Genomic DNA, 18,919 nt, shown 5'->3' with positions numbered 1-18,919 from the left:
TTATGTTATAACATCTTTTCCCGGTGGCTGTAAAGCCTTGTCGTGCTGCGCGTCGAGAAAGTGGATGAACGCCTGCTCGGCGCGGGACAGGCGCCGATCCCGGGGCCAGGCCAGGCAGAGGTCGAGAAAGAATGGCTCGGCGAAGGACACGGGGAAGAGATCCGGGTCGTCCGCGATCACCATGCGCAGAAAGGTGGTGATGGCAAAGCCGTGGCGGACCACCGCCTTGAGCAGGGGGATCAGGTTGCTCTCGAAGCCGATCCTGGGGGTGACGCCGGCCTGGCGGGCCACCTCGTCGATGTATTCCCGGTGGAAGAAGCCGTGGCGGAACACCGCCAGCTCCTGGGCGAGGAAGTCCCGGATCTCGATGTGGGGCCGGTGCCGGGCCGGATGATCCGCGTGCACCACGGCGACCATTTCCTCCCGCAGCAGCGGCAGGCCGGTCAGCGCCGGCGGCAGCGAGGAGGTCAGCACGATGCCGAGCCCCAGCTGCCCCCGGCACAGGCGCTCCAGCACGTCCTGGGTACCCGCTTCCTCCACCCGGATCGACAACCCCGGGTAGCGGTGCTTGAACGCCATCAGCAGCGGCGGAAAATAGAAGGAGCCGAGCATGCTGGGGATGCCGATGCAGACCTCGCCGGCGTTGAGATCGTGCAGCGCCGCCATGTCCTGCTCCGCCAGCCGCAGGGCACCGAGGATGCGCTCGGCATGCTGGTACAGCCGTTCACCCTCGGTGGTGAGCCGCATGCGGCCCTGGTGGCGCTCGAACAGCATCACGCCCAGCTGCTGCTCCAGCTTCTTGATGGTCATGGTCACGGCGGGCTGGGCCAGGTGCAGTTGTTCGGCGGCGCGGGTAATGCCGCCGGCCTGGGCCACCGCGTAGAACTGGCGCAGCCATTTGGTATCAAGCATAACGTTTTATTATTAATTCCATAATTTTAATATATTTCATTTATGATCATCCGGGGCGTAAGGTCAAGCCAGTGATCCGGGAGACGACCATGATTGACCTGAAAACCCCGCCCTGGTGGCGCGCGACCCTGGCCCTGGGGCTGGGTTCCATGCTGGTGTTTATCAACCTCTACCTGACCCAGCCGCTGCTGCCGCTGCTGGCGAGCGACTTCGGGCTGTCGGCGCTCAGCGCCGGCTGGGTGCTGTCGGTGTCGACCCTGGGGCTGGCCATCGGCCTGTTGTTCTGGGCGCGGGTGGCGGACATGACGGGGCGCAAGCCGGTGATGCTGGGCTGCCTGCTGGCCGCCATCCTGCTCGGCCTGCTGATGGCGTGGGTGCCGGGCTTCGGCACCCTGGTGATGCTGCGGGGCATCCAGGGGTTCTTCCTGGCCGGCCTGCCAGCGACCGCCGTGGCCTACATGGGCGAGGAGTTCACGCCCAAGGCGCTGGTGACCAGCATCGGCATCTATATCGCCGCCAATTCGGTCGGTGGCATCGCCGGACGGGTGTTTGGCGGGCTGATAGCCGAATGGGCCCAGGGCTGGCAGGCCAGCTTCCTGGTGCTGGGCGGCATCAGCCTGCTGCTGTGGCTGCCGCTGCTCAGGCTGTTGCCCCGTTCACGGCATTTTGTGCCGGCCCGCCGGGGAGAGGGGGCCAGCGCCTTACTGGCGCATCTGCGCAATCCGCTGCTCTGGCCCGTCTATCTGGTTGGCGGGCTCAATTTCATGGTGTTTCTCAACCAGTACACCTATGTGGCGTTTTACCTGTCCGCGCCGCCGACTGCCCTGGCACCCGCCGCCATCGGCCTGCTGTTCCTGACCTATCTTACCGGCACCTTCGCCTCCGGCATCAGCGGGCTGCTGATCAACCGGTTCGGCGTCTGCAACACCCTGCTGGGGGCCATCGGTATTATGGCGGTGGGCAGCCTGGGGCTGTTCAGCGAGCGGCTGCCGGTGATCCTGCTGGCGCTGCTGATCGACAGCTTCGCCTTCTTCCTGGCCCATGCCTGCGCCAGCAGCTGGGTGGGGCGCAGCGTGCGCCGGCACCGGGCGCTGGCCTCGTCGCTGTACCTGGTGTTTTACTACCTGGGGGCGAGCCTGGGCGGTCTCTATTTGTATCCCTACTGGGAGCGGGCCGGGCTGCCGGGCATTGCGGTGGGCATGATACTGGTCCTGCTGGTTACCGCCGGCCTCAGCCTGCGCTTGCGCCGCGCCGAACGGCGGTGTCTGGCTATGGCGTCCTGAAATACACCGCCGGCACCGGTAGCACCAGGCCGAGGGCGATTTCCTCCGCGATGGTGTCCGCCAGGCTGCGCGGGTGGAATTTTATCTGGTAGGGGGGCAGCGACAGGCTCAGCTCCGGCGGGCTCTGCGCCAGGGCCCGGTCGTCGAAGGGCACCCGGGGGTGGGCCGACTGCAACCGGTGCAGGTCGGGCACCACTATCTCCCCGTGCTCCAGGCCCGGATGATGCCGTTTTCCGGGTTTGGGAGCGGCCAGCTCCAGGCAGTCGATAGGCCCGAACGGGCTGGTCAGCGGCGCGCCGAGGCGGAAGGTCATGATGGGCCTGCCACCTATCATGCCTTCCATCAGGTTGTCGCCGTGGGCATGCAGACACTCGCGCAGATCCAGGTATTCGCGCTTGTCGGCGGCCCGGTAGCAGATGTGATCCATGGGGCCCAGGTCCAAGGGCAGGCCGTACCGGGCCATGCCGTCGGCCAGGGCGTCGAAGAAGCGCCCGGTATCACCGAGCAGGGACGTTATCGAAGGCACGGCGGTCACCACTTGCGCTTGGGCTGGAACAGCATGTCGAGCTCGGAGCTTTCCTGCTGCTCTTCCCGCTCCTGCTGTTCCTGCTGCACCTTGCTCTGCTTGTTGGTGAGTTCGTCCAGCCGTGCCTGCAGGGTTTCCTCGATGCGCTTGAGCTGTTCGTCCTTGTCGGGCAGGGGTTCCAGCACTTTCAGGCCCTTCTCGAGCATCTGCCGGGCCAGGGCGTTTTCCCGGTTTTCGAACGCCATGCGCGCCCGCTTGATCAGGTTGGAGAGGTTGATCTTGAGCTGAATAAGTTCGAGCCGCCGGTCTTCGTGGATAAAGGTCTGGGTGCCCACCTTGCGCTTGTTGTGCTCGGCCCGCAGCACGGCGCGCAGGCGCTTGACCACCTGCAGCAGGTGGATGGCGTGCTGGTCCGACTCGGGCGGCTTGAGCCCCTCGGATTCCATCTGATAGTGATCCTTCAGTTGGGTCAGCTGCTCGCGGATGTTGCCGATGCGGGTTTCGACCTGGCTGTTGCGGGGATCGTTCTGCTGCATGATCTGCAGGCAGGCATGGATGCGGTTGTGCAGGATCAGCATCAGCGCCTTGCTGTAGGGCAACTGGCTGGCATTGAGCAGCAGTTCATCGGTTTCACTGATGATGTTCTTCTGCTTGAGCAGCAGGGCACGCTTCTCGGCTTCCTGCTTTTGCCTGTATTGCTGGATAATATTGTAAATAATGACCAGAAACAGCAGGGCGCCTATCGCGATAAGTACCAGGGTCAGCGTCATCAGTCAGCGGCTCGCATTGGTTATCAAATAAGTGCACGAAACGAAATGTTAACCCAGTCGGGGGGCTTTGGCTAACTTCCCGCGCGGATACTGTTCAGGAACAGGCGACTTTTCAGACTTTTAGCAGTGAATTATGTCATTACGCCGGCCGGGCCCTGAGGATCTTTCTAAAAGGTCTGATAGTATTTAGCTAAGTCACCTTAACCCCGAGATGTCATGAAACTGCAGCAGTTGCGCTACATCGTCGAAGTTGCCAATCACAACCTTAATGTCTCCGCCACCGCCGAAAGCCTGTATACCTCGCAGCCGGGGATCAGCAAGCAGGTCCGCATGCTGGAGGACGAGTTGGGGATCCAGGTGTTTGAGCGCAGCGGCAAGCATCTCACCCAGGTCACACCGGCAGGGCAGGACATCATCCGTATCGCCAGCGAGATCCTCGGCAAGGTGGAAAGCATCAAGGCGGTGGCCAGCCAGCATACCCATCCGGATCAGGGCTCGCTGAACATTTCCACCACCCACACTCAGGCCCGCTATGCCTTGCCCGACGTGATCAAGGGCTTTATCGCCCGCTACCCCAAGGTGTCGCTGCACATGCATCAGGGCACGCCGGTACAGATCAGCGAGTCGGTGGCCAAGGGCGCCTCGGATTTCGCCATCGCCACCGAGGCGCTGCACCTGTATCAGGATCTGATCATGCTGCCCTGCTATCACTGGAACCGTTGCATCCTGGTGCCCAAGTCCCATCCGCTCGCGGCGGTCACCAGGCCCACCATCGCCGACATCGCCCGCTACTCACTGGTGACCTATGTGTTCGGGTTTACCGGCCGCTCCGAGCTCGACATCGCCTTCAACCGGGCCGGCTTCGAGCCCAAGGTGGTGTTTACCGCCACCGATGCGGACGTGATCAAGACCTATGTGCGGTTGGGCATCGGCATCGGCGTGGTGGCGACCATGGCGGTGGATCCGGTGCAGGACGCGGATCTGGTGGCCATCGACGCCAGCCACCTGTTCGCTGCCAGCACCACCACGATAGGTTTTCGCAAGGGCACCTTCCTGCGCAGCTACATGTACGACTTCATGGAACGTTTTGCCCCGCACCTCACCCGGGAGCGGGTGGACAAGGCGATAGCGCTGAAGGCGCCGGAAGATATCGACAAGCTGTTCGAAGGGATAGAGCTGCCTTGTCGGTAGCTGGAAGCTAGAAGTGAGAGCCTGCCTGGCTTCTGGCTTCTGGCTTCTGGCTTCCGGCTTCCGGCTTTATTCCCCCAGCCCCTTGCCGGCGTCCTTCCTGGCGATCAGCTCTATCTTGTAGCCGTCGGGATCCTCGACAAAGGCGATCACGGTGGTGCCGCCCTTGACCGGGCCCGGCTCGCGGGTGACCTTGCCGCCGGCGGCGCGGATCTGCTCGCACATGCCGTATATATCATCGGCTTCGATGGCGATATGGCCGTAGGCGCTGCCCAGATCGTAGCGGTCGGTACCCCAGTTGTAGGTCAGCTCGAGCACGGCTTCGTCCTTTTCCTCGCCGTAACCGACAAAGGCCAGGGTGTACTGGTATTCGGTATTTTCGCTGGTCCGCAGCAATTTCATGCCCATGACCCTGGTGTAGAAGGCGACGGACTTGTCCAGATCGCCGACCCGCAGCATGGTGTGCAGAATACGCATATTAAGACTCCCAGTGTTGAAATAAAGATTGAAAATCAGTCCGTTATAATTATTCCACCATGTCCAGTATGGTGTCGATGATATCGGTGATGGTGATAAGGCCCACCAGGCTGTTGTTGTCGAGCACCAGTATGCGGTTGAATCCGTAATTGGTCATCAGGCCCGCCACGTGCTTGATGGCCAGATCCTGGCCCACGGCGATGGCCGGCTTGGCGCAGATGTCGTACACGCTGATGAGATCGATATCACCGCTCTCCGCCACTATGGTCTTGATCACGGTGGAGTAGGTGATAAGGCCATAGGCGTCGTGCTCGTTGGCCTTCTCGACCACCAGGCACTTGACCTTGTGGCGCTTCATCAGGCTCAGGGCCTCCCGGACCTTGGCGAAGGGCGACACCGTAACCACGTCCTTTACCATGATGTCTTTGACCAGCATCGGCTCGCTCCTTAAAACTCATCTTTAATATAGCGCTCAAACTGCTCCAGCTGGGCCGCTTCGATGCCGCCGAGGTGCTCCAGGGGCAGCGTCAGCACCACCCCTTTCGACTGGCCCTGATCTTTCTCCGAAGGGGGGACTATAAGCTCGGTCTGAATCGCTTTCAACACATGGAGGGACAGGTTTTTCTCAAGCACCATCAACAGGATACTCTGGGTCCCCTCGTAGGTCAGGCCGAAGAAGGTCTTCTTGCTGCTGCTGCCGATACCCCGGCCGCCCATGATGGTCACGCCGCCGGCGCCGGCCTCCTTGGCCGCGTCGATACAGCGTTGCTCCAGCTCTTCCGGCACGATGGCGATAAGCAGTGAAAATTTCATGGTGTGGTTCTCCGATAACGCATCGCAACGCTGACGATGATGGCGTAAATCATAACGGTAACAATGGGATAAATGGAGGCGAAGGCGATCAGGCCAAAACCGTCGATCAGTACGTTGCGGCCGTCGATATGACCGGCCAGGCCGATCCCCAAAGCGGTGATCAGCGGCACCGTCACCTCCGAGGTGGTCACGCCGCCCAGATCGAAGGCCAGCGCCAGGATATGGCGCGGGCAGAACCCGATCAGCAGCAATACCAGCAGGTAGCTGCCGATGATGAAGTGGTGGATAGAGCCGCCGCTGATGATGCGGTGCACCCCCAGGGTAATGCCCAGGGCCACCCCCAGCGCCACCACCACCCGGATGACCCGGGCGTTGAGCTCGCCGGGCGCCGCCTGCTCGGCCTGCTGGCCCACGGCCATCAGCGCCGGCTCCGCCAGGGTGGTGGCGAAACCGATGGCAAAGGCGAACAGGTACAGGTAGCGGCTCTTGTCCTGGGCGATCAGCTGCTCGGCCATGCTGGCGCCGATGGGAAAAAGGCCGAGTTTGAGCCCGATGATGAAGGCGTATAGTCCCACCAGCACCATGACAAAGCCGAAGAACACCCGGCTGGGGTTGGACAGGGCGCGTCTGAGTACCAGGTGCTGGAAAAACAGCACCACCACCAGGATGGGCAGCACGTCGCGCAGCAGGCTCAGCACCTGCAGCCAGGCCGGCGCCACGGTGCTGCCGGCGTCGCCGGGCACCAGTGGGGCGGGAAGGGGCGGCGACAGGCTGTAGGTGACGATGCCGTACAGCTGCACGCTGATCATCGGTACCATCACTGCCAGCGCCACCAGTCCGAAGCCGTCCGTCAGCGGATTGCGCCCCCGGATGGAGGCGGCCAGGCCGATGCCCATGGCGGCGATCAGCGGCACCGTGACGATGTTGGTGGTGACCCCGCCGGAGTCGTAGGCCAGGCCGACGATTTCGGGCGGAGCGAAGAAGGTGATCAGCACCACCAGGCTGTAGCCGCCGATCATGTACCAGTGCAGGCCCTGGCCGAGAATGATGCGAAACACCCCCAGAGCCATCACCAGGCCCACCGACAGGGCCACGATCAGCCGCAGGGTCAGGGCCCGGATACGGCCCCCGCTGATCAGCTGCGCCTGATCGGCCACGGCGATCAGCGCCGGCTCGGCGATCACCGCCGAAAACCCCATGGCGAAGCCGAAACCGAGCAGCACCGGCATGGAGCCCTTGCGGGCGAACTGATTGGCCAGGCTCTTGCCGACCGGAAAGATACTGAGCTCCAGCCCCTGCAGGAAGAGGGCGACGCCGACGGCCACCACCAGCAGGCCCAGCGCCATGGTGGCGGCGTTCTCCGGCCACTGGCCGAGCAGCAGCTGGAACAGCAGCACCACCAGGATAATGGGCAGCAGGTTATTCAGGGCATGCAGAAAGGCAGCGGCAAACAGCCTGAGCGTGAGCACCGGGTATTCCTCGACCCAAGACGGTTGACCCCAAGTCTAGTCCGTTATCGGCCGCGCAGATGGGCCCGGATCAGGAATCCGGGTATTGCTTGTCCTTGAATTCGCACAAGTCTTCGATCACGCAGGCGCCGCAGCGGGGCTTGCGCGCCACGCATACGTAACGGCCGTGCAGGATAAACCAGTGGTGCACGTCGAGCTTGAATTCGGCCGGCACCCATTTCAGCAGCTTCTGCTCGACTTCCTCTACGTTCTTGCCCGGGGCGAAGCGGGTGCGGTTGGCCAGGCGGAAGATATGAGTGTCCACCGCGATGGTCGGCCAGCCGAAGGCGGTGTTGAGCACCACGTTGGCGGTCTTGCGGCCCACCCCGGGCAGGGCTTCGAGCGCTTCCCGGTTTTCCGGCACCTCGCCGCCGTGGCGCTGCTGCAGGATGGCGCAGGTCTTGATCACGTTTTCGGCCTTGGCATTGAACAGGCCGATGGTCTTGATGTGCTCCCTGACCCCGTCCACCCCCAGGGCCAGCATGGCGGCCGGGGTATTGGCGGCGGCGAACAGCCCCCTGGTGGCCTTGTTGACGCTGACGTCGGTGGCCTGGGCCGAGAGCAGCACGGCGATCAGCAGTTCGAAGGGACTGCTGTAGTTCAGCTCGGTAGTGGGATGCGGGTTTTCCGCCCGCAGCCGCTCCAGGATCTGGCGGCGTTTCTCCATGTTCATAACGAGGTAACCCTTGCTCTGGTGACTTCGGCCTTGGGTACCGGGGCCCGGCGGGCTGCCAGCCGCGCATCCAGCCAGTTCTTGGCGGCGATCAGCAGCCCCAGGCCGATAAAGGCGCCGGGGGGCAGTATCGCCAGCAGGAAGCCGTTGTCCAGGTGCAGCACGTCGATACGCAGCCCTGCCGCCCAGTCGCCCAACAGCAGCTCGGCGCCGTCGAACAGGGTGCCCTGGCCGAGCAGCTCGCGCAACCCGCCCAGCACCAGCAGCACGGCGGTAAAGCCCAGGCCCATCATCAGGCCGTCGAGGGCGGCCAGCGGGGCGCTGTTCTTGGAGGCGAAGGCCTCGGCCCGGCCGATGATCACGCAGTTGGTCACTATCAGCGGGATGAAGATGCCCAGCGACTGGTACAGCCCGTAGGTATAGGCGTTCATCAACAGCTGCACACAAGTGACCAGGCTGGCGATGATCATCACATAGATGGGAATACGTACCTCGTTCGGCACCCACTGGCGCACCAGGGACACGCTCAGGTTGGAGCCAATCAGCACCAGCATGGTGGCCAGCCCCAGCCCCATGGCGTTGGTCAGGGTGCTGGTCACCGCCAGCACCGGGCAGAGCCCGAGGATCTGGACCAGCGCCGGGTTGTTGGCCCACAGGCCCTGGCGGATGATGTCCTTGTGTTGTCCGGTCATAAGGTGTCTCCACAGCGGGGGGAACGGGTCAGCAGTTGCGGCTGCTGGTCGACCAGCAGCAGCACGTTGCGCACCGCCTTGACCACGGCCCTGGGGGTGATGGTGGCGCCGGTAAAGGCATCGAACTGGCCGCCGTCGTTGCGCACTGCCCAGCGGGGATCTTCCTCGCCCAGCAGCGACTTGCCGTCGAAACCCCGTACCCAGGGGGATTTTTTCAGCTCTATCTTGTCGCCCAGGCCCGGGGTTTCGTTATGGTTGAGCACCCGTACTCCGGACAGGCTGCCGTCGGCCCGCACCCCCACCACCAGCTTGATGGCGCCGCTGTAGCCGTCGGGGGCGATGGCCTCGATGGCATGGCCCTGCACCTCGCCGTTTTTCACCGCGGTAAACACCGGCAGGGGATCCGGGCTGCCCAGGTACTGCTCGTTGCCGAGCAGCACGCAGTGGTCGAACAGCGGCTCGTCGTGGCTTTCCGGGGGCAGCAGCTCGTTCAGCACCAGCAGCAGCTGGGCCTGCTCCTGCTCCACTATGGTCTGGCGGGTCAGGCTGTGGGTGAAGGCCACCAGGGCGGTACAGGCCAGTGCGAATACGGCCAGCGTGAGCCCGTTCTTGCGCATCATGTCCAGCATCAGCGGGAGGCTCCGTAGGTTTGGGGTTTGGTCAGGCTGTCTATCATGGGCACCGTCATGTTGGCCAGCAGCACCGCGAAGGCGATGGCATCCGGGAAGCCGCCGAAGGTGCGGATCAGGTACACCAGCAAGCCGATCAGCAGGCCGTAGATCAGCCGGCCCCGGAAGGTAGTGGCGGCCGATACCGGATCGGTGGCGATAAAGAAGGCACCCAGCATGGTGGCGCCGGAGAACAGGTGCATCAGGGGGCCGGCGGTGCCGTCGGGGGAGATCAGGAAGCCGACCAGGCTGAACAGGAAGAGGCCGGCGAGCATGGCCACCGGTATCGGCCAGCTGATGAGGCGCAGCCGGAGCAGGCCCAGGCCGCCGGCCAGGTAGGCCAGGTTGACCCACTGCCAACCCACGCCGGCCAGGCCGCCGAACACCGGGCTGGACAGGATCTCGCCGCTGGTCAGGCCCTGGGTCAGGCCGGTCTTCAGGGTATCCAGCGGGGTGGCCATGGTGGTGCCGTCGGCCAGTTCGCGCAGCTGGTGCGGGCTGAAGCCGTCCAGGGTGAAGCCGGTGAAGACGGCGGACAGGCTGTCGGCCAGGGTCAGCGGATAGGGCTGCAGCTCAAGCGGCGGCAGCCAGCTGGTCATGGGCAGCGGAAAGGACACCAGCAGCAGCACATAGGCTACCATGGCCGGGTTGAACAGGTTCTGGCCCAGGCCGCCGTAGAGCTGCTTGGCGACGATGATGGCGAAGGCGGTGCCGATCACCACCAGCCACCAGGGCGCCAGCGGCGGCAGGGCGATGCCGATCAGCAGGGCGGTGAGCAGGGCGGAGTTGTCCCGCAGTGTGGTCAGCCGGCGCCGGCGCAGGCGCAGCACCAGGGCTTCGGCGCCGTAGGCGGTGACCACCGCCAGCGCAATCTGGATCAGGGTGCCCCAGCCGAAGAACCACCACTGCATGGCGATGCCCGGCAACAGGCAGTAGCAGACCCGCCGCATCAGGGTGGCGGTATCCAGGCGGCTATGGTCATGGGGTGAGCTGCTGATAAGAAAACTCATTAGGACTCGTCTTCCCGATCTGATGATGAGGGGGCGGCACGCTCGGCCTGGCGGGCCTTGGCCCGGGCCACGGCGGCCTTGATCGCCGCCTTTTTGGCGGCGTCGGCATCCTGCGCTTCAGCCGCAGGGGGGGCGACGTCTGCTCCGGCCGGGCCGGCTTCGGCCTGCTGCGCGGCCTTGCGTGCCTTGGCGCGGGCGATGGCGGCGGCCACGGCGGCCTTTTTGTCGTCGTCGGACTTTTCCGCCACCGGGGCGGCTGCGGCTTGCTGCTCGGCCTTGCGCGCCTTGGCGCGGGCGATGGCGGCGGCCACGGCGGCCTTTTTGTCGTCGTCGGACTGGTCCGCCACCGGGCTGGCTTCGGCTTGCTGTTCGGCCTTGCGCGCCTTGGCGCGGGCGATGGCGGCGGCCACGGCGGCCTTTTTGTCGTCGTCGGACTGGTCCGTCGCCGGGCCGGCTTCGGCTTGCTGTTCGGCCTGGCGTGCCTTGGCGCGGGCGATGGCGGCGGCCACGGCGGCGGATTTGTCGCTCTCGGCCGGCGGCGCGGATGGCGGCTGCTTCTGCTCCCGGTTGCGGCGGGCTTCTTCCTTGCGGGCGGCGCGGGCGGCGGCCATATCCTGCGGGTCCTGTTGCTGCTGGCGGGCCTTGACCCGGGCCAGGGCGGCGGCCACCGGATCCTCGCCCCCGGCGGCGACCTGCTCGGCCATGCGCGCCTTGCGTTCGGCGGCGGCCTTCTCGTGGCGTGCCTGGCGTTCGGCCTTCTCCCGCTCCAGCCGGGCCTGGCGGGCCTCGAACCGGGTCTTGGCGTGTTCGGCCAGCTCCGCCTCCCGCTGGGCCTGGCGAATGTCGGCCTTGGCCACCCGGTAATACTGCACCAGCGGGATCTGGCTGGGGCAGACATAGGCACAGGCGCCACATTCGATGCAGTCGAACAGGTTGTGACTGTTCAGCTTGTCGTGCTCCTTGCCCCGGGCGTACCAGTACAACTGCTGGGGCAGCAGGCTGGCCGGGCAGGCGTCGGCGCACTGGCTGCAACGGATACAGGCCAGTTCCTCGCCCGGCGGCGGCAGTTCGGTGTCGCTCGGGGCCAGCAGGCAGTTGCTGCCCTTGATGATGGGCGCGGCGGCGGTATGCAGGGTAAAGCCCATCATGGGGCCGCCCATGATGATGCGCTGCGCCGGCGCCGGGGTCAGGCCATAGCGCTTGAGCAGGTACCGCACCGGGGTACCGATGTGCACCCAGGCGTTGCCGGGCTCGCCGAAGTTCTCGCCGGCCAGGGTGACCACCCGGCGAGTCAGGGGCTCGTCGTCCACCACCGCGCGCTTCACGGCGAAGGCGGTGCCCACGTTCTGCACCACCACGCCGATGTCGGCGGGCAGGCCGTTGTGGGGCACCTGCTTGCCGGTGATGATCTCGATCAGCTGCTTTTCACCGCCGGAAGGGTACTTGGTGGGCACCGCCACGATCAGCAATTGCTCGTCGTCGTTGGCCGCGCGCAGGGCGGCCAGGGCCTCGGGCTTGTTGTCTTCCACCGCCAGCACCGTGAGCCCGGGCCGGACGATATGGCGCAATATGGCCACGCCCTGCAGCACCTCTTGCGGGTGCTCGCGCATCAGCCGGTCGTCGGCGCTGATATAGGGCTCGCATTCCACGCCGTTGATGATCAGGGTGTCTATCGCCTTCCTGCGCGGCATCAGCTTCACGTGGGCTGGAAAGCCCGCGCCGCCCAGGCCGGTAATGCCCGCCTCGTGGATGCGCTCCAGCAGCACGTCGGCCGCCAGCGCGTGGTAATCGGCAATGGGAAAGCGCGGCCGCCACCGGTCTTCGCCGTCGGGGCGGAGCACGACGCACAGGCCGTCCAGGCCGGATGGATGGCACAGGGGCCGATCCTCGATGGCGACGATCTCGCCGGAGGTGGGGGCGTGCACCGGTATCATCATGGGGTTGAGCGGCTCGGTCAGCGGCGCGCCCTTCAGAACCCGCTCGCCCACCCGGACCCGCAACCGGGCCGGCTGGCCGATATGCTGGCGAACCGGCAGCACCAGCTCGTCGGGCAGGCCGGCGTCGCTGATTTGGGAGACATTGGCCGGCGCCTTGCGCTCGGGCGGATGAATACCGCCGTGAAAGGTGTGCAGTTTCCCTGCGTTCAGATCGTGCAACAGCGACATCTTACTCTACCTGCTTGATGGCGATGGGGGTTAGCTGCCACTTCCAGTTGTCGGGGGTGACCGGAACCGGGATCATTTCGATGCAGTCGGTGGGGCAGGGATCCACGCACAGATCGCAACCGGTGCATTCGTCCCGGATCACCGTGTGCAGCGCCTTGGTGGCGCCGACGATGGCATCCACCGGACAGGCCTGGATGCACTTGGTGCAGCCGATACACATGTCCTCGTGGATGAAGGCGACCCGCTTTTCCGGCTCGGCGGCCGCGGCCTCGCCCATGGGCTGGGGCTCGACCCCCATCAGATCGGCGATCTTGCGCATGGTGGCGTCGCCGCCGGGCACGCACTTGTTGATGTCGTCGCCGTTGGCCACGGCGTCCGCATAGGGCCGGCAACCCGGGTAGCCGCACTGGCCGCACTGGGTCTGGGGCAGCAGGGCGTCGAGCTGATCCACTATGGGATCGGATTCGACCCTGAACTTGATGGCGGCAAAGCCCAGTACCAGGCCGAAAATCAGCGCCAGCAGGGCCAGTACCGCGATGGCGATTAAAATATGCGTCATGTTAAAACTTTACCAGTCCGGTAAACCCCATAAAGGCCAGCGACATCAGCCCGGCGGTGATCATCGCCAGGGCCGCCCCCCGGAACGGGGCCGGGATGTCGGCACCGGCCAGCCGTTCGCGCATGGCGGCGAACAACACCAGCACCAGCGAGAAGCCCAGGGCGGCGCCGAAGCCGTACACCAGGCTCTGCATGAAGTTGTGCTGCTCATTGATATTGAGCAGGGCCACCCCCAGTACCGCGCAGTTGGTGGTGATCAGCGGCAGGAAGATCCCCAGCAGCCGGTACAGGGTGGGGCTGGTCTTGTGCACCACCATCTCGGTGAATTGTACCACGACGGCGATCACCAGGATAAAGGAAAGGGTGCGCAGGTAGAGCAGGTCGAGGGGCAGCAAAATATACTGGTTGACCAGGTAGGAGCAGGCCGCCGCCAGGGTCAGCACGAAGGTGGTGGCCAGCCCCATGCCGACAGCGGTTTCCAGCTTGCCGGAGACGCCCATAAAGGGACAAAGGCCGAGAAACTTGACCAGCACAAAATTATTGACCAGCACGGTGCCGACAAACAGCAGGAGATATTCAGACATGATCACTCGGCAATGGTAAATGGCGGCCGGTATTATCGGACTTTATGCCGCGTTTAACAATGCCACAAATGCAAGGGCTTTAGGACAAGGTATTGATTAACATGCCGATAACCGCCAGGGTGCAGAGCGAGAGCGAACCGTAGTGCATCACCGGCTTCGACACCCGGTGCAGGGTGCGCACCGCCAGCCAGTTGCCGAGCAGGGCCGCCGGCACCAGGGGGGCGGCCTGCAGCAACTGGGCCTGGCCGAAATAGCCGCCGCCCACCAGCGCGATCATCGACATCAGGCTCGATACCACGAAGAATCCTGCCAGGTTGGCGCGGATGCGGTGCATGTCGGCGCCGTGCATCACCAGCACCATGGGCGGCCCGCCGATGGTGGTGCTGGTGCCCATGACCCCGGACAGGAAACCGCCGATGGCCAGGTTGGTACGGGTCATCGGCAGGGCGATGTCCACCAGCCGCACCAGTACCCCCAGCATGATCACCAGGGCGATCAGGATGGCCAGCAGTTGCTGCGACATCAGCCCCAGCAGTATTACCCCCACCACGCTGCCGGGAATGCGTGCCAGCAGCGCCGGCGCCAGCAGTTTGAGCTCCAGCCCCTGGCGAAAGCGCCAGCCGTTGATGGTGCACATGGCCAGGATCACGAAGGCCAGCGGGCCCGGCACCAGCGCCGGATCCAGGTAGAACATCAGCGGGGCGGCGATCACCGCCATGCCGAAGCCGATGGCGGTTTGAACGTAGGCGCCGGTAAAGCAGGCCAGGGCGGCCAGAATCAGGATACTCGGATCCAGGGTGACAGTCTGCATAAACAACGGATGGCCTGAAAACGGGGGACTGACCCGCATTATGGCGGAAGGGGGCGGCGGGGAAAAGGGATAGTCTCCGTTTGGCATCATAGGCGGAAGCGAACTGGCCCCACGGGGCGGCATGGAACTCATTCCTTAGCGGGTCCGGCGGCACTGGGCTAGCATTGAGAGACAGTCAGGGATGACGATTGCTGGGTATGGCACCATGGTTCAGGTCACCGTTGTATATCGGGCACTGCTGCTGTTGTTCGGCTGCTGGCTGGGCGGCCCCCTCGAGGCGGTGGCCGCCGACGGACAAGACGATCCCCGGGTGCTGATCCTCAACAGCCACCAGTACGGCCTGCCGATCCCCGAGAGTGTCACTGCCGGCGTGGTCGAGGCGCTGGTGCGCAACGGGCTGCCGATGGAGCAGATCCACGTGGAGCACCTGGATCTGCTGCGCGGCAACAGCGAACAGTACCGGGCGGCGCTGGTGCAGCTGCTGCGGCAAAAGTTCGCGGGGCACCCCATCGGCCTCATCATCACCATCACCCAGCCTGCCTACGATTTTGTCCAGCAGCACGGCATCTTCCCCGCCGGCACCCCGCTGCTCGCCACCATAGCCCCGCACCATCCGGACGGCCTGGCCCGGGGGCGCCATCCTTCCATCGCGGTGCCCTGGCGGCTGGATGTGGCCGGCACCCTGCAGGACATGGTCGGGCTCTTTCCGGAATTGCGCCGGGTGCTGGTGATCAGCGGCGCCGACGGCGAATTCGCCTCCTATATCCTGGCGGCGCAGCGGCAGTTTTCCGCCCTGGCGCCGCAGGTGGAGCTGGAGTTCACCCATCACCTCGACTTCGAACAGATGATGGAGCGGGTGGCGACCCTGCCGGACGACGCCGCCCTGCTGTATTCCCCCTATTTCACCGACGCCACCGGGCGCGCCTTCGTTCCCGCCGAGGTGGCCGGCCTGGTGGCGGCCCGGGCCCGGCGGCCGCTGTTCGTGACCCTGGAGACCTACATGCAGCCCGGGGTGCTGGGCGGCTCCGTGCTGCGCACCGGAGAGATCGGCAGCCGTACCGGCCTGCTGGCCAGCCGGTTGCTGCGCGGCGAGCTGCCGTTTCTGTCCGGTATGGCGCAGGGGCTGTTGCCCATCGAGCGCCAGTACAACTGGCAGCAGCTGCGCCGCTGGCGGCTGGAGCGCGCGGCATTGCCCGCCGGCAGCCGCATTGTCAACCGGCCAGCCAGTCTGTGGCAGGATCACCGCAGCTCGGTGGTGGCGGGGGGTGTGGCCCTGCTGCTGCTGCTGGGCCTGCTGACGCTGTTGCTGGGGCAGAACGTACGGCGTGCCGCCAGCGAGCAGACGGTGCGCCGGCTCAACCGGGAGCTGGAGCGCCAGGTGCATACCGACTTCCTGACCCGGCTGTACAACCGCCGCCACATGATGATGCGGTTGCAGCAAGAGCTGACCCGGGCCCGGCGCTACCAGTCGCCGTTTGCGCTGATCATGATGGACATCGACTACTTCAAGCAGATCAACGACCGCCATGGCCACGGTGTCGGCGACCAGGTGCTGGTGCACCTGGCCCAGCTGTGCCGACAGCAGCTGCGCAGCCTGGATGTGATCGCCCGGATCGGCGGGGAGGAGTTTCTGATCCTGCTGCCGGAAACCGGCATGAGGGAGGCGCGCACGGCGGCCTGGCACCTGTGCGAGGCCATCGTCGCCACGCCGCCACGGCTTGCCTCGGGGCAGCCGATCCCGCTGACGGTATCGATGGGGGTATCCGCCTGGGAAAATGAGGGGGAAGACGTGGATCTGTTGCTGAAGAAGGCGGACGACGCCCTCTATGAAGCCAAGCGCACCGGCCGCAACCGGGTGTGCGACCAGTGCGGGCCGGCGCCGGCGGTGGCCGGGCTGGATGCCCCGCCGCAGCTCGACTCCTGATCCGGGTTAGTCCGCCTGCCGCTCCCGGGCCTGCACCTGTTCCTGCTCGGCCTGTTTCTTCTCCTGCTCTTTGTCCTGGCCGCCGCAGGCGCCGCAACATCCGCTCATGGTATTCTCCTCTTGGTTGATGACGGTATCGAGCATAACCCCGGGAGGGCGAGGGCGCTTTGATCGGGAACAATAAAGGTGCATTCAGGATGACAGTTAAAAATCGAAGAAGTAAAGCAAGGCCTGCCTCGGACTACTGACAAACCGTCGCATGACTTTATGGTCACCCCCGCTCCCTTTTTCGTCGCTCTCGCGAAGGCGGGAGTCCGGTGAAACGGTCATGGATCTCCGCCTTCGAGATGACGGATATTTCGCGGGGGTGATGGGTAATCAATTGCAGGCGTGCCGGCGAAATATCGGGCGGAAAAACCGGCGGGGGACTCGTCGTCAGGATAAAGGCAGGCGGGGCCGCCTGCCTTGGACACCCTCAGAACAGGGTGTTGGACAACTGGTACATCTCTTCGTTGAAGGGACGCTTGAGGTGCTTGATGCAGTCGATGATGTCGTGGTGCACTATCTGGTTGTTCTGCAGGCCCACGCAGCGACCGCCGTAACCTTCCAGCAGCAGCTCCACCGCCCGCGCGCCCATGCGACTGGCCATGATCCTGTCCTGGGCGGTGGGGGTGCCGCCGCGCTGGATATGGCCGAGGATGGTGGCGCGGGTATCCCGGCCGGTAGCCTCCTGGATTTCCCTGGCCAGGGCGTTCACGTCGCACACGTTCTCGCAGATGGCGACGATGGCGTGTTTCTTGCCCTTGGCCACCCCTTCGTGGATCTGCTTGATCAGCTCGTGCTTGTCGAAGGCGATCTCCGGCACGATGACGTACTCGGCGCCACCGGCCACGGCGGCGGAGGAGGTGAGGTCGCCGCAGTGGCGGCCCATGATCTCCACCACCGAAATCCGGTTGTGGGAGCTGCAGGTGTCGCGCAGCCGGTCGATGGCCTCCACCGCCACGTTCAGCGCGGTGTCGAAGCCGATGGTGAACTCGGTGCCGGCGATGTCGTTGTCGATGGTGCCGGGAATGCCGATGCAGGGAAAGCCCATCTCGGTCAGGCGCATGGCGCCCATGTAGGAGCCGTCACCGCCGATCACCACCAGGGCGTCGATGCCGTGCTTCTTCAGGTTTTCGACCGCTTCCTCGCGCACCTTCTCTTCCTTGAACTCGGGAAAGCGGGCCGAGCCGAGGAAGGTGCCGCCACGGGTGATCACGTCGGACACGCTGTGCCGCTCGAGCGGCTGGATGTTGTCCTGGTGCAGGCCCAGGTAGCCGCTGTAGATACCGAATACTTCCAGGTTGTGGTGCAGGCCGGCCCGCACCACGGCGCGGATGGCGGCATTCATACCCGGGGCGTCGCCGCCGCTGGTCAGTACCCCAATTCGTTTAATCATCTTGGCCTCAATTCAAAATCGTGGTTGAAACCCGGAACAGCGGGCATATGTAGTAAAATTACCAATATGCCCGTGATTATTAGGCGCCTGCCTTGATAATGGCAGCAAATTCGTCCGCCTGCAGGGCGGCACCGCCCACCAGGGCGCCGTCGATGTCTTCCATCGCGAACAGGCCGGCGGCGCTGGCGCCCTTGACCGAACCGCCGTAGAGGATCTGCACGCCGGCGGCCACGTTGGCGTCCTGCTTGGCCAGGAAGGCGCGGATGGCGGCATGCACGCTCTGGGCGATCTCGGGGGTGGCGGTTTTGCCGGTGCCGATGGCCCATACCGGCTCGTAGGCGATCACGGCGCTGGCCAGGGCCTGGATGCCGCTGTGGTCGATCACCGCCTGCAGCTGGCGCTCCACCACGGCCTGGGTTTCGTTGGCCTCGAACTGCTCCAGGGTTTCGCCGATGCACAGCACCGGCACCAGGCCGGCCTGCTGGATGGCGGCGAACTTGGCGGCCACCACGGCGTCGCTTTCCTCGTGCAGGGTGCGGCGTTCGCTGTGGCCCGCCAGCACATACTGCACGCCGAACTCACCGTACATGGCCGGGGAGTTTTCGCCGGTAAAGGCACCCTGGGTGTGCACGTCCGCGTCCTGGGCGCCGAGGGCGATGGCGCTGTCGGCCAGCAGCGCCTGGGCCTGGCCCAGGAACAGCACGGGCGGGCACACGGCCACGGCCACGCCGGCGGTGTCGGCGGCCGGCGCCTTGAGGGCGCCTATCAGCTCCTCGACCATGGTCTTGCTGCCGTTGAGTTTCCAGTTGCCCATTACCAGTGTTTGTCTCATGAGTTGTTTCCTTTCAGTTAAATGTGATCATTATAGGGACATAGATCCGGTGAAACTAGGAACCAGGGCACAATTTGATGTAATTTT

The 18,919-nt window shown here is 64.7% G+C and carries 20 protein-coding genes; 3 read left to right on the top strand and 17 right to left on the bottom strand.

Annotation, left to right across the window (positions count from 1 at the left end; all coding sequences use genetic code 11):
- Positions 1-912, bottom strand: a complete 912-nt coding sequence (locus C7H85_RS03915; protein ID WP_106728371.1) for a LysR family transcriptional regulator — start codon at positions 910-912, stop codon at positions 1-3.
- Between the two features lie 89 nt (positions 913-1,001).
- Here C7H85_RS03915 and C7H85_RS03910 point away from each other — a divergent pair, with 89 nt between their 5' ends.
- Positions 1,002-2,195, top strand: coding sequence for an MFS transporter (locus C7H85_RS03910; protein WP_106728370.1), 1,194 nt, complete (start codon positions 1,002-1,004; stop codon positions 2,193-2,195).
- On the opposite strand, the gene C7H85_RS03905 is transcribed toward C7H85_RS03910, so the two are convergent.
- Positions 2,182-2,721: a VOC family protein gene (locus C7H85_RS03905; protein WP_106728629.1), complete on the bottom strand. Its 540-nt coding sequence runs from the start codon at positions 2,719-2,721 to the stop codon at positions 2,182-2,184. The two genes, C7H85_RS03910 and C7H85_RS03905, sit on opposite strands and share 14 nt — an antisense overlap.
- Positions 2,722-2,726: 5 nt before the next feature.
- Positions 2,727-3,491 (bottom strand): DNA repair ATPase, encoded by a 765-nt coding sequence (locus tag C7H85_RS03900; RefSeq protein ID WP_106728369.1) that lies wholly within the window; start codon positions 3,489-3,491, stop codon positions 2,727-2,729.
- A 216-nt stretch (positions 3,492-3,707) separates the two neighbouring features.
- Between C7H85_RS03900 and cysB the strand changes: the two genes are divergently transcribed.
- Positions 3,708-4,682 carry an HTH-type transcriptional regulator CysB gene (cysB, locus tag C7H85_RS03895; RefSeq protein ID WP_106728368.1) on the top strand — a complete coding sequence of 325 codons (975 nt, stop codon included), beginning with the start codon at positions 3,708-3,710 and terminating at the stop codon, positions 4,680-4,682.
- 66 nt (positions 4,683-4,748) lie between these two features.
- Here the strand turns inward: cysB and gloA are convergent, their stop codons facing one another.
- The 12 genes from gloA to C7H85_RS03835 all read right to left on the bottom strand — a co-directional run bounded on the left by gloA (position 4,749) and on the right by C7H85_RS03835 (position 14,638).
- Positions 4,749-5,156, bottom strand: a complete 408-nt coding sequence (gloA, locus tag C7H85_RS03890; protein WP_106728367.1) for a lactoylglutathione lyase — start codon at positions 5,154-5,156, stop codon at positions 4,749-4,751.
- 49 nt (positions 5,157-5,205) lie between these two features.
- Positions 5,206-5,592, bottom strand: a complete 387-nt coding sequence (locus C7H85_RS03885; RefSeq protein ID WP_106728366.1) for a CBS domain-containing protein — start codon at positions 5,590-5,592, stop codon at positions 5,206-5,208.
- Between the two features lie 11 nt (positions 5,593-5,603).
- Positions 5,604-5,969: a transcriptional regulator gene (locus C7H85_RS03880; RefSeq protein WP_106728365.1), complete on the bottom strand. Its 366-nt coding sequence runs from the start codon at positions 5,967-5,969 to the stop codon at positions 5,604-5,606.
- On the bottom strand, positions 5,966-7,438 hold the full coding sequence (locus C7H85_RS03875; protein WP_106728364.1) for a DUF1538 domain-containing protein: 1,473 nt from the start codon (positions 7,436-7,438) through the stop codon (positions 5,966-5,968). Before C7H85_RS03875 ends, C7H85_RS03880 begins: the two co-directional genes overlap by 4 nt.
- A 70-nt stretch (positions 7,439-7,508) precedes the next feature.
- Entirely contained in the window at positions 7,509-8,150 is a 642-nt protein-coding gene (gene nth, locus C7H85_RS03870; protein ID WP_106728363.1) for an endonuclease III, read from the bottom strand.
- Entirely contained in the window at positions 8,147-8,842 is a 696-nt protein-coding gene (locus C7H85_RS03865) for an electron transport complex subunit E (protein ID WP_106728362.1), read from the bottom strand. Before C7H85_RS03865 ends, nth begins: the two co-directional genes overlap by 4 nt.
- Positions 8,839-9,471 carry an electron transport complex subunit RsxG gene (rsxG, locus tag C7H85_RS03860; protein WP_106728361.1) on the bottom strand — a complete coding sequence of 211 codons (633 nt, stop codon included), beginning with the start codon at positions 9,469-9,471 and terminating at the stop codon, positions 8,839-8,841. Before rsxG ends, C7H85_RS03865 begins: the two co-directional genes overlap by 4 nt.
- Entirely contained in the window at positions 9,471-10,520 is a 1,050-nt protein-coding gene (gene rsxD / locus C7H85_RS03855; RefSeq protein WP_106728360.1) for an electron transport complex subunit RsxD, read from the bottom strand. The genes rsxG and rsxD overlap by 1 nt, the downstream gene beginning before the upstream one ends.
- A complete protein-coding gene (rsxC, locus tag C7H85_RS03850; protein ID WP_106728359.1) occupies positions 10,520-12,685 on the bottom strand; it encodes an electron transport complex subunit RsxC in 2,166 nt (721 codons plus the stop codon). Before rsxC ends, rsxD begins: the two co-directional genes overlap by 1 nt.
- A 1-nt stretch (position 12,686) precedes the next feature.
- On the bottom strand, positions 12,687-13,244 hold the full coding sequence (gene rsxB, locus C7H85_RS03845) for an electron transport complex subunit RsxB (protein ID WP_106728358.1): 558 nt from the start codon (positions 13,242-13,244) through the stop codon (positions 12,687-12,689).
- Position 13,245: 1 nt separating this feature from the next.
- Entirely contained in the window at positions 13,246-13,827 is a 582-nt protein-coding gene (gene rsxA, locus C7H85_RS03840; RefSeq protein ID WP_106728357.1) for an electron transport complex subunit RsxA, read from the bottom strand.
- Positions 13,828-13,906: 79 nt separating this feature from the next.
- Positions 13,907-14,638, bottom strand: coding sequence for a sulfite exporter TauE/SafE family protein (locus C7H85_RS03835; protein WP_106728628.1), 732 nt, complete (start codon positions 14,636-14,638; stop codon positions 13,907-13,909).
- 205 nt (positions 14,639-14,843) lie between these two features.
- On the opposite strand from C7H85_RS03835, the gene C7H85_RS03830 reads away from it, so the two are divergent.
- Positions 14,844-16,562, top strand: coding sequence for a diguanylate cyclase (locus tag C7H85_RS03830; RefSeq protein ID WP_106728356.1), 1,719 nt, complete (start codon positions 14,844-14,846; stop codon positions 16,560-16,562).
- 475 nt (positions 16,563-17,037) lie between these two features.
- Here C7H85_RS03830 and pfkA read toward each other — a convergent pair whose 3' ends face one another.
- Positions 17,038-18,000, bottom strand: coding sequence for a 6-phosphofructokinase (gene pfkA, locus C7H85_RS03825; RefSeq protein ID WP_106728355.1), 963 nt, complete (start codon positions 17,998-18,000; stop codon positions 17,038-17,040).
- A gap of 79 nt (positions 18,001-18,079) precedes the next feature.
- Positions 18,080-18,832, bottom strand: coding sequence for a triose-phosphate isomerase (tpiA, locus tag C7H85_RS03820; RefSeq protein WP_106728354.1), 753 nt, complete (start codon positions 18,830-18,832; stop codon positions 18,080-18,082).
- Positions 18,833-18,919: the final 87 nt, after the last annotated feature.

Source organism: Zobellella endophytica (assembly GCF_003012775.1).
GTDB classification, from domain to species: domain Bacteria; phylum Pseudomonadota; class Gammaproteobacteria; order Enterobacterales; family Aeromonadaceae; genus Oceanimonas; species Oceanimonas endophytica.
This window is presented reverse-complemented; position numbering and strand designations above follow the sequence as displayed.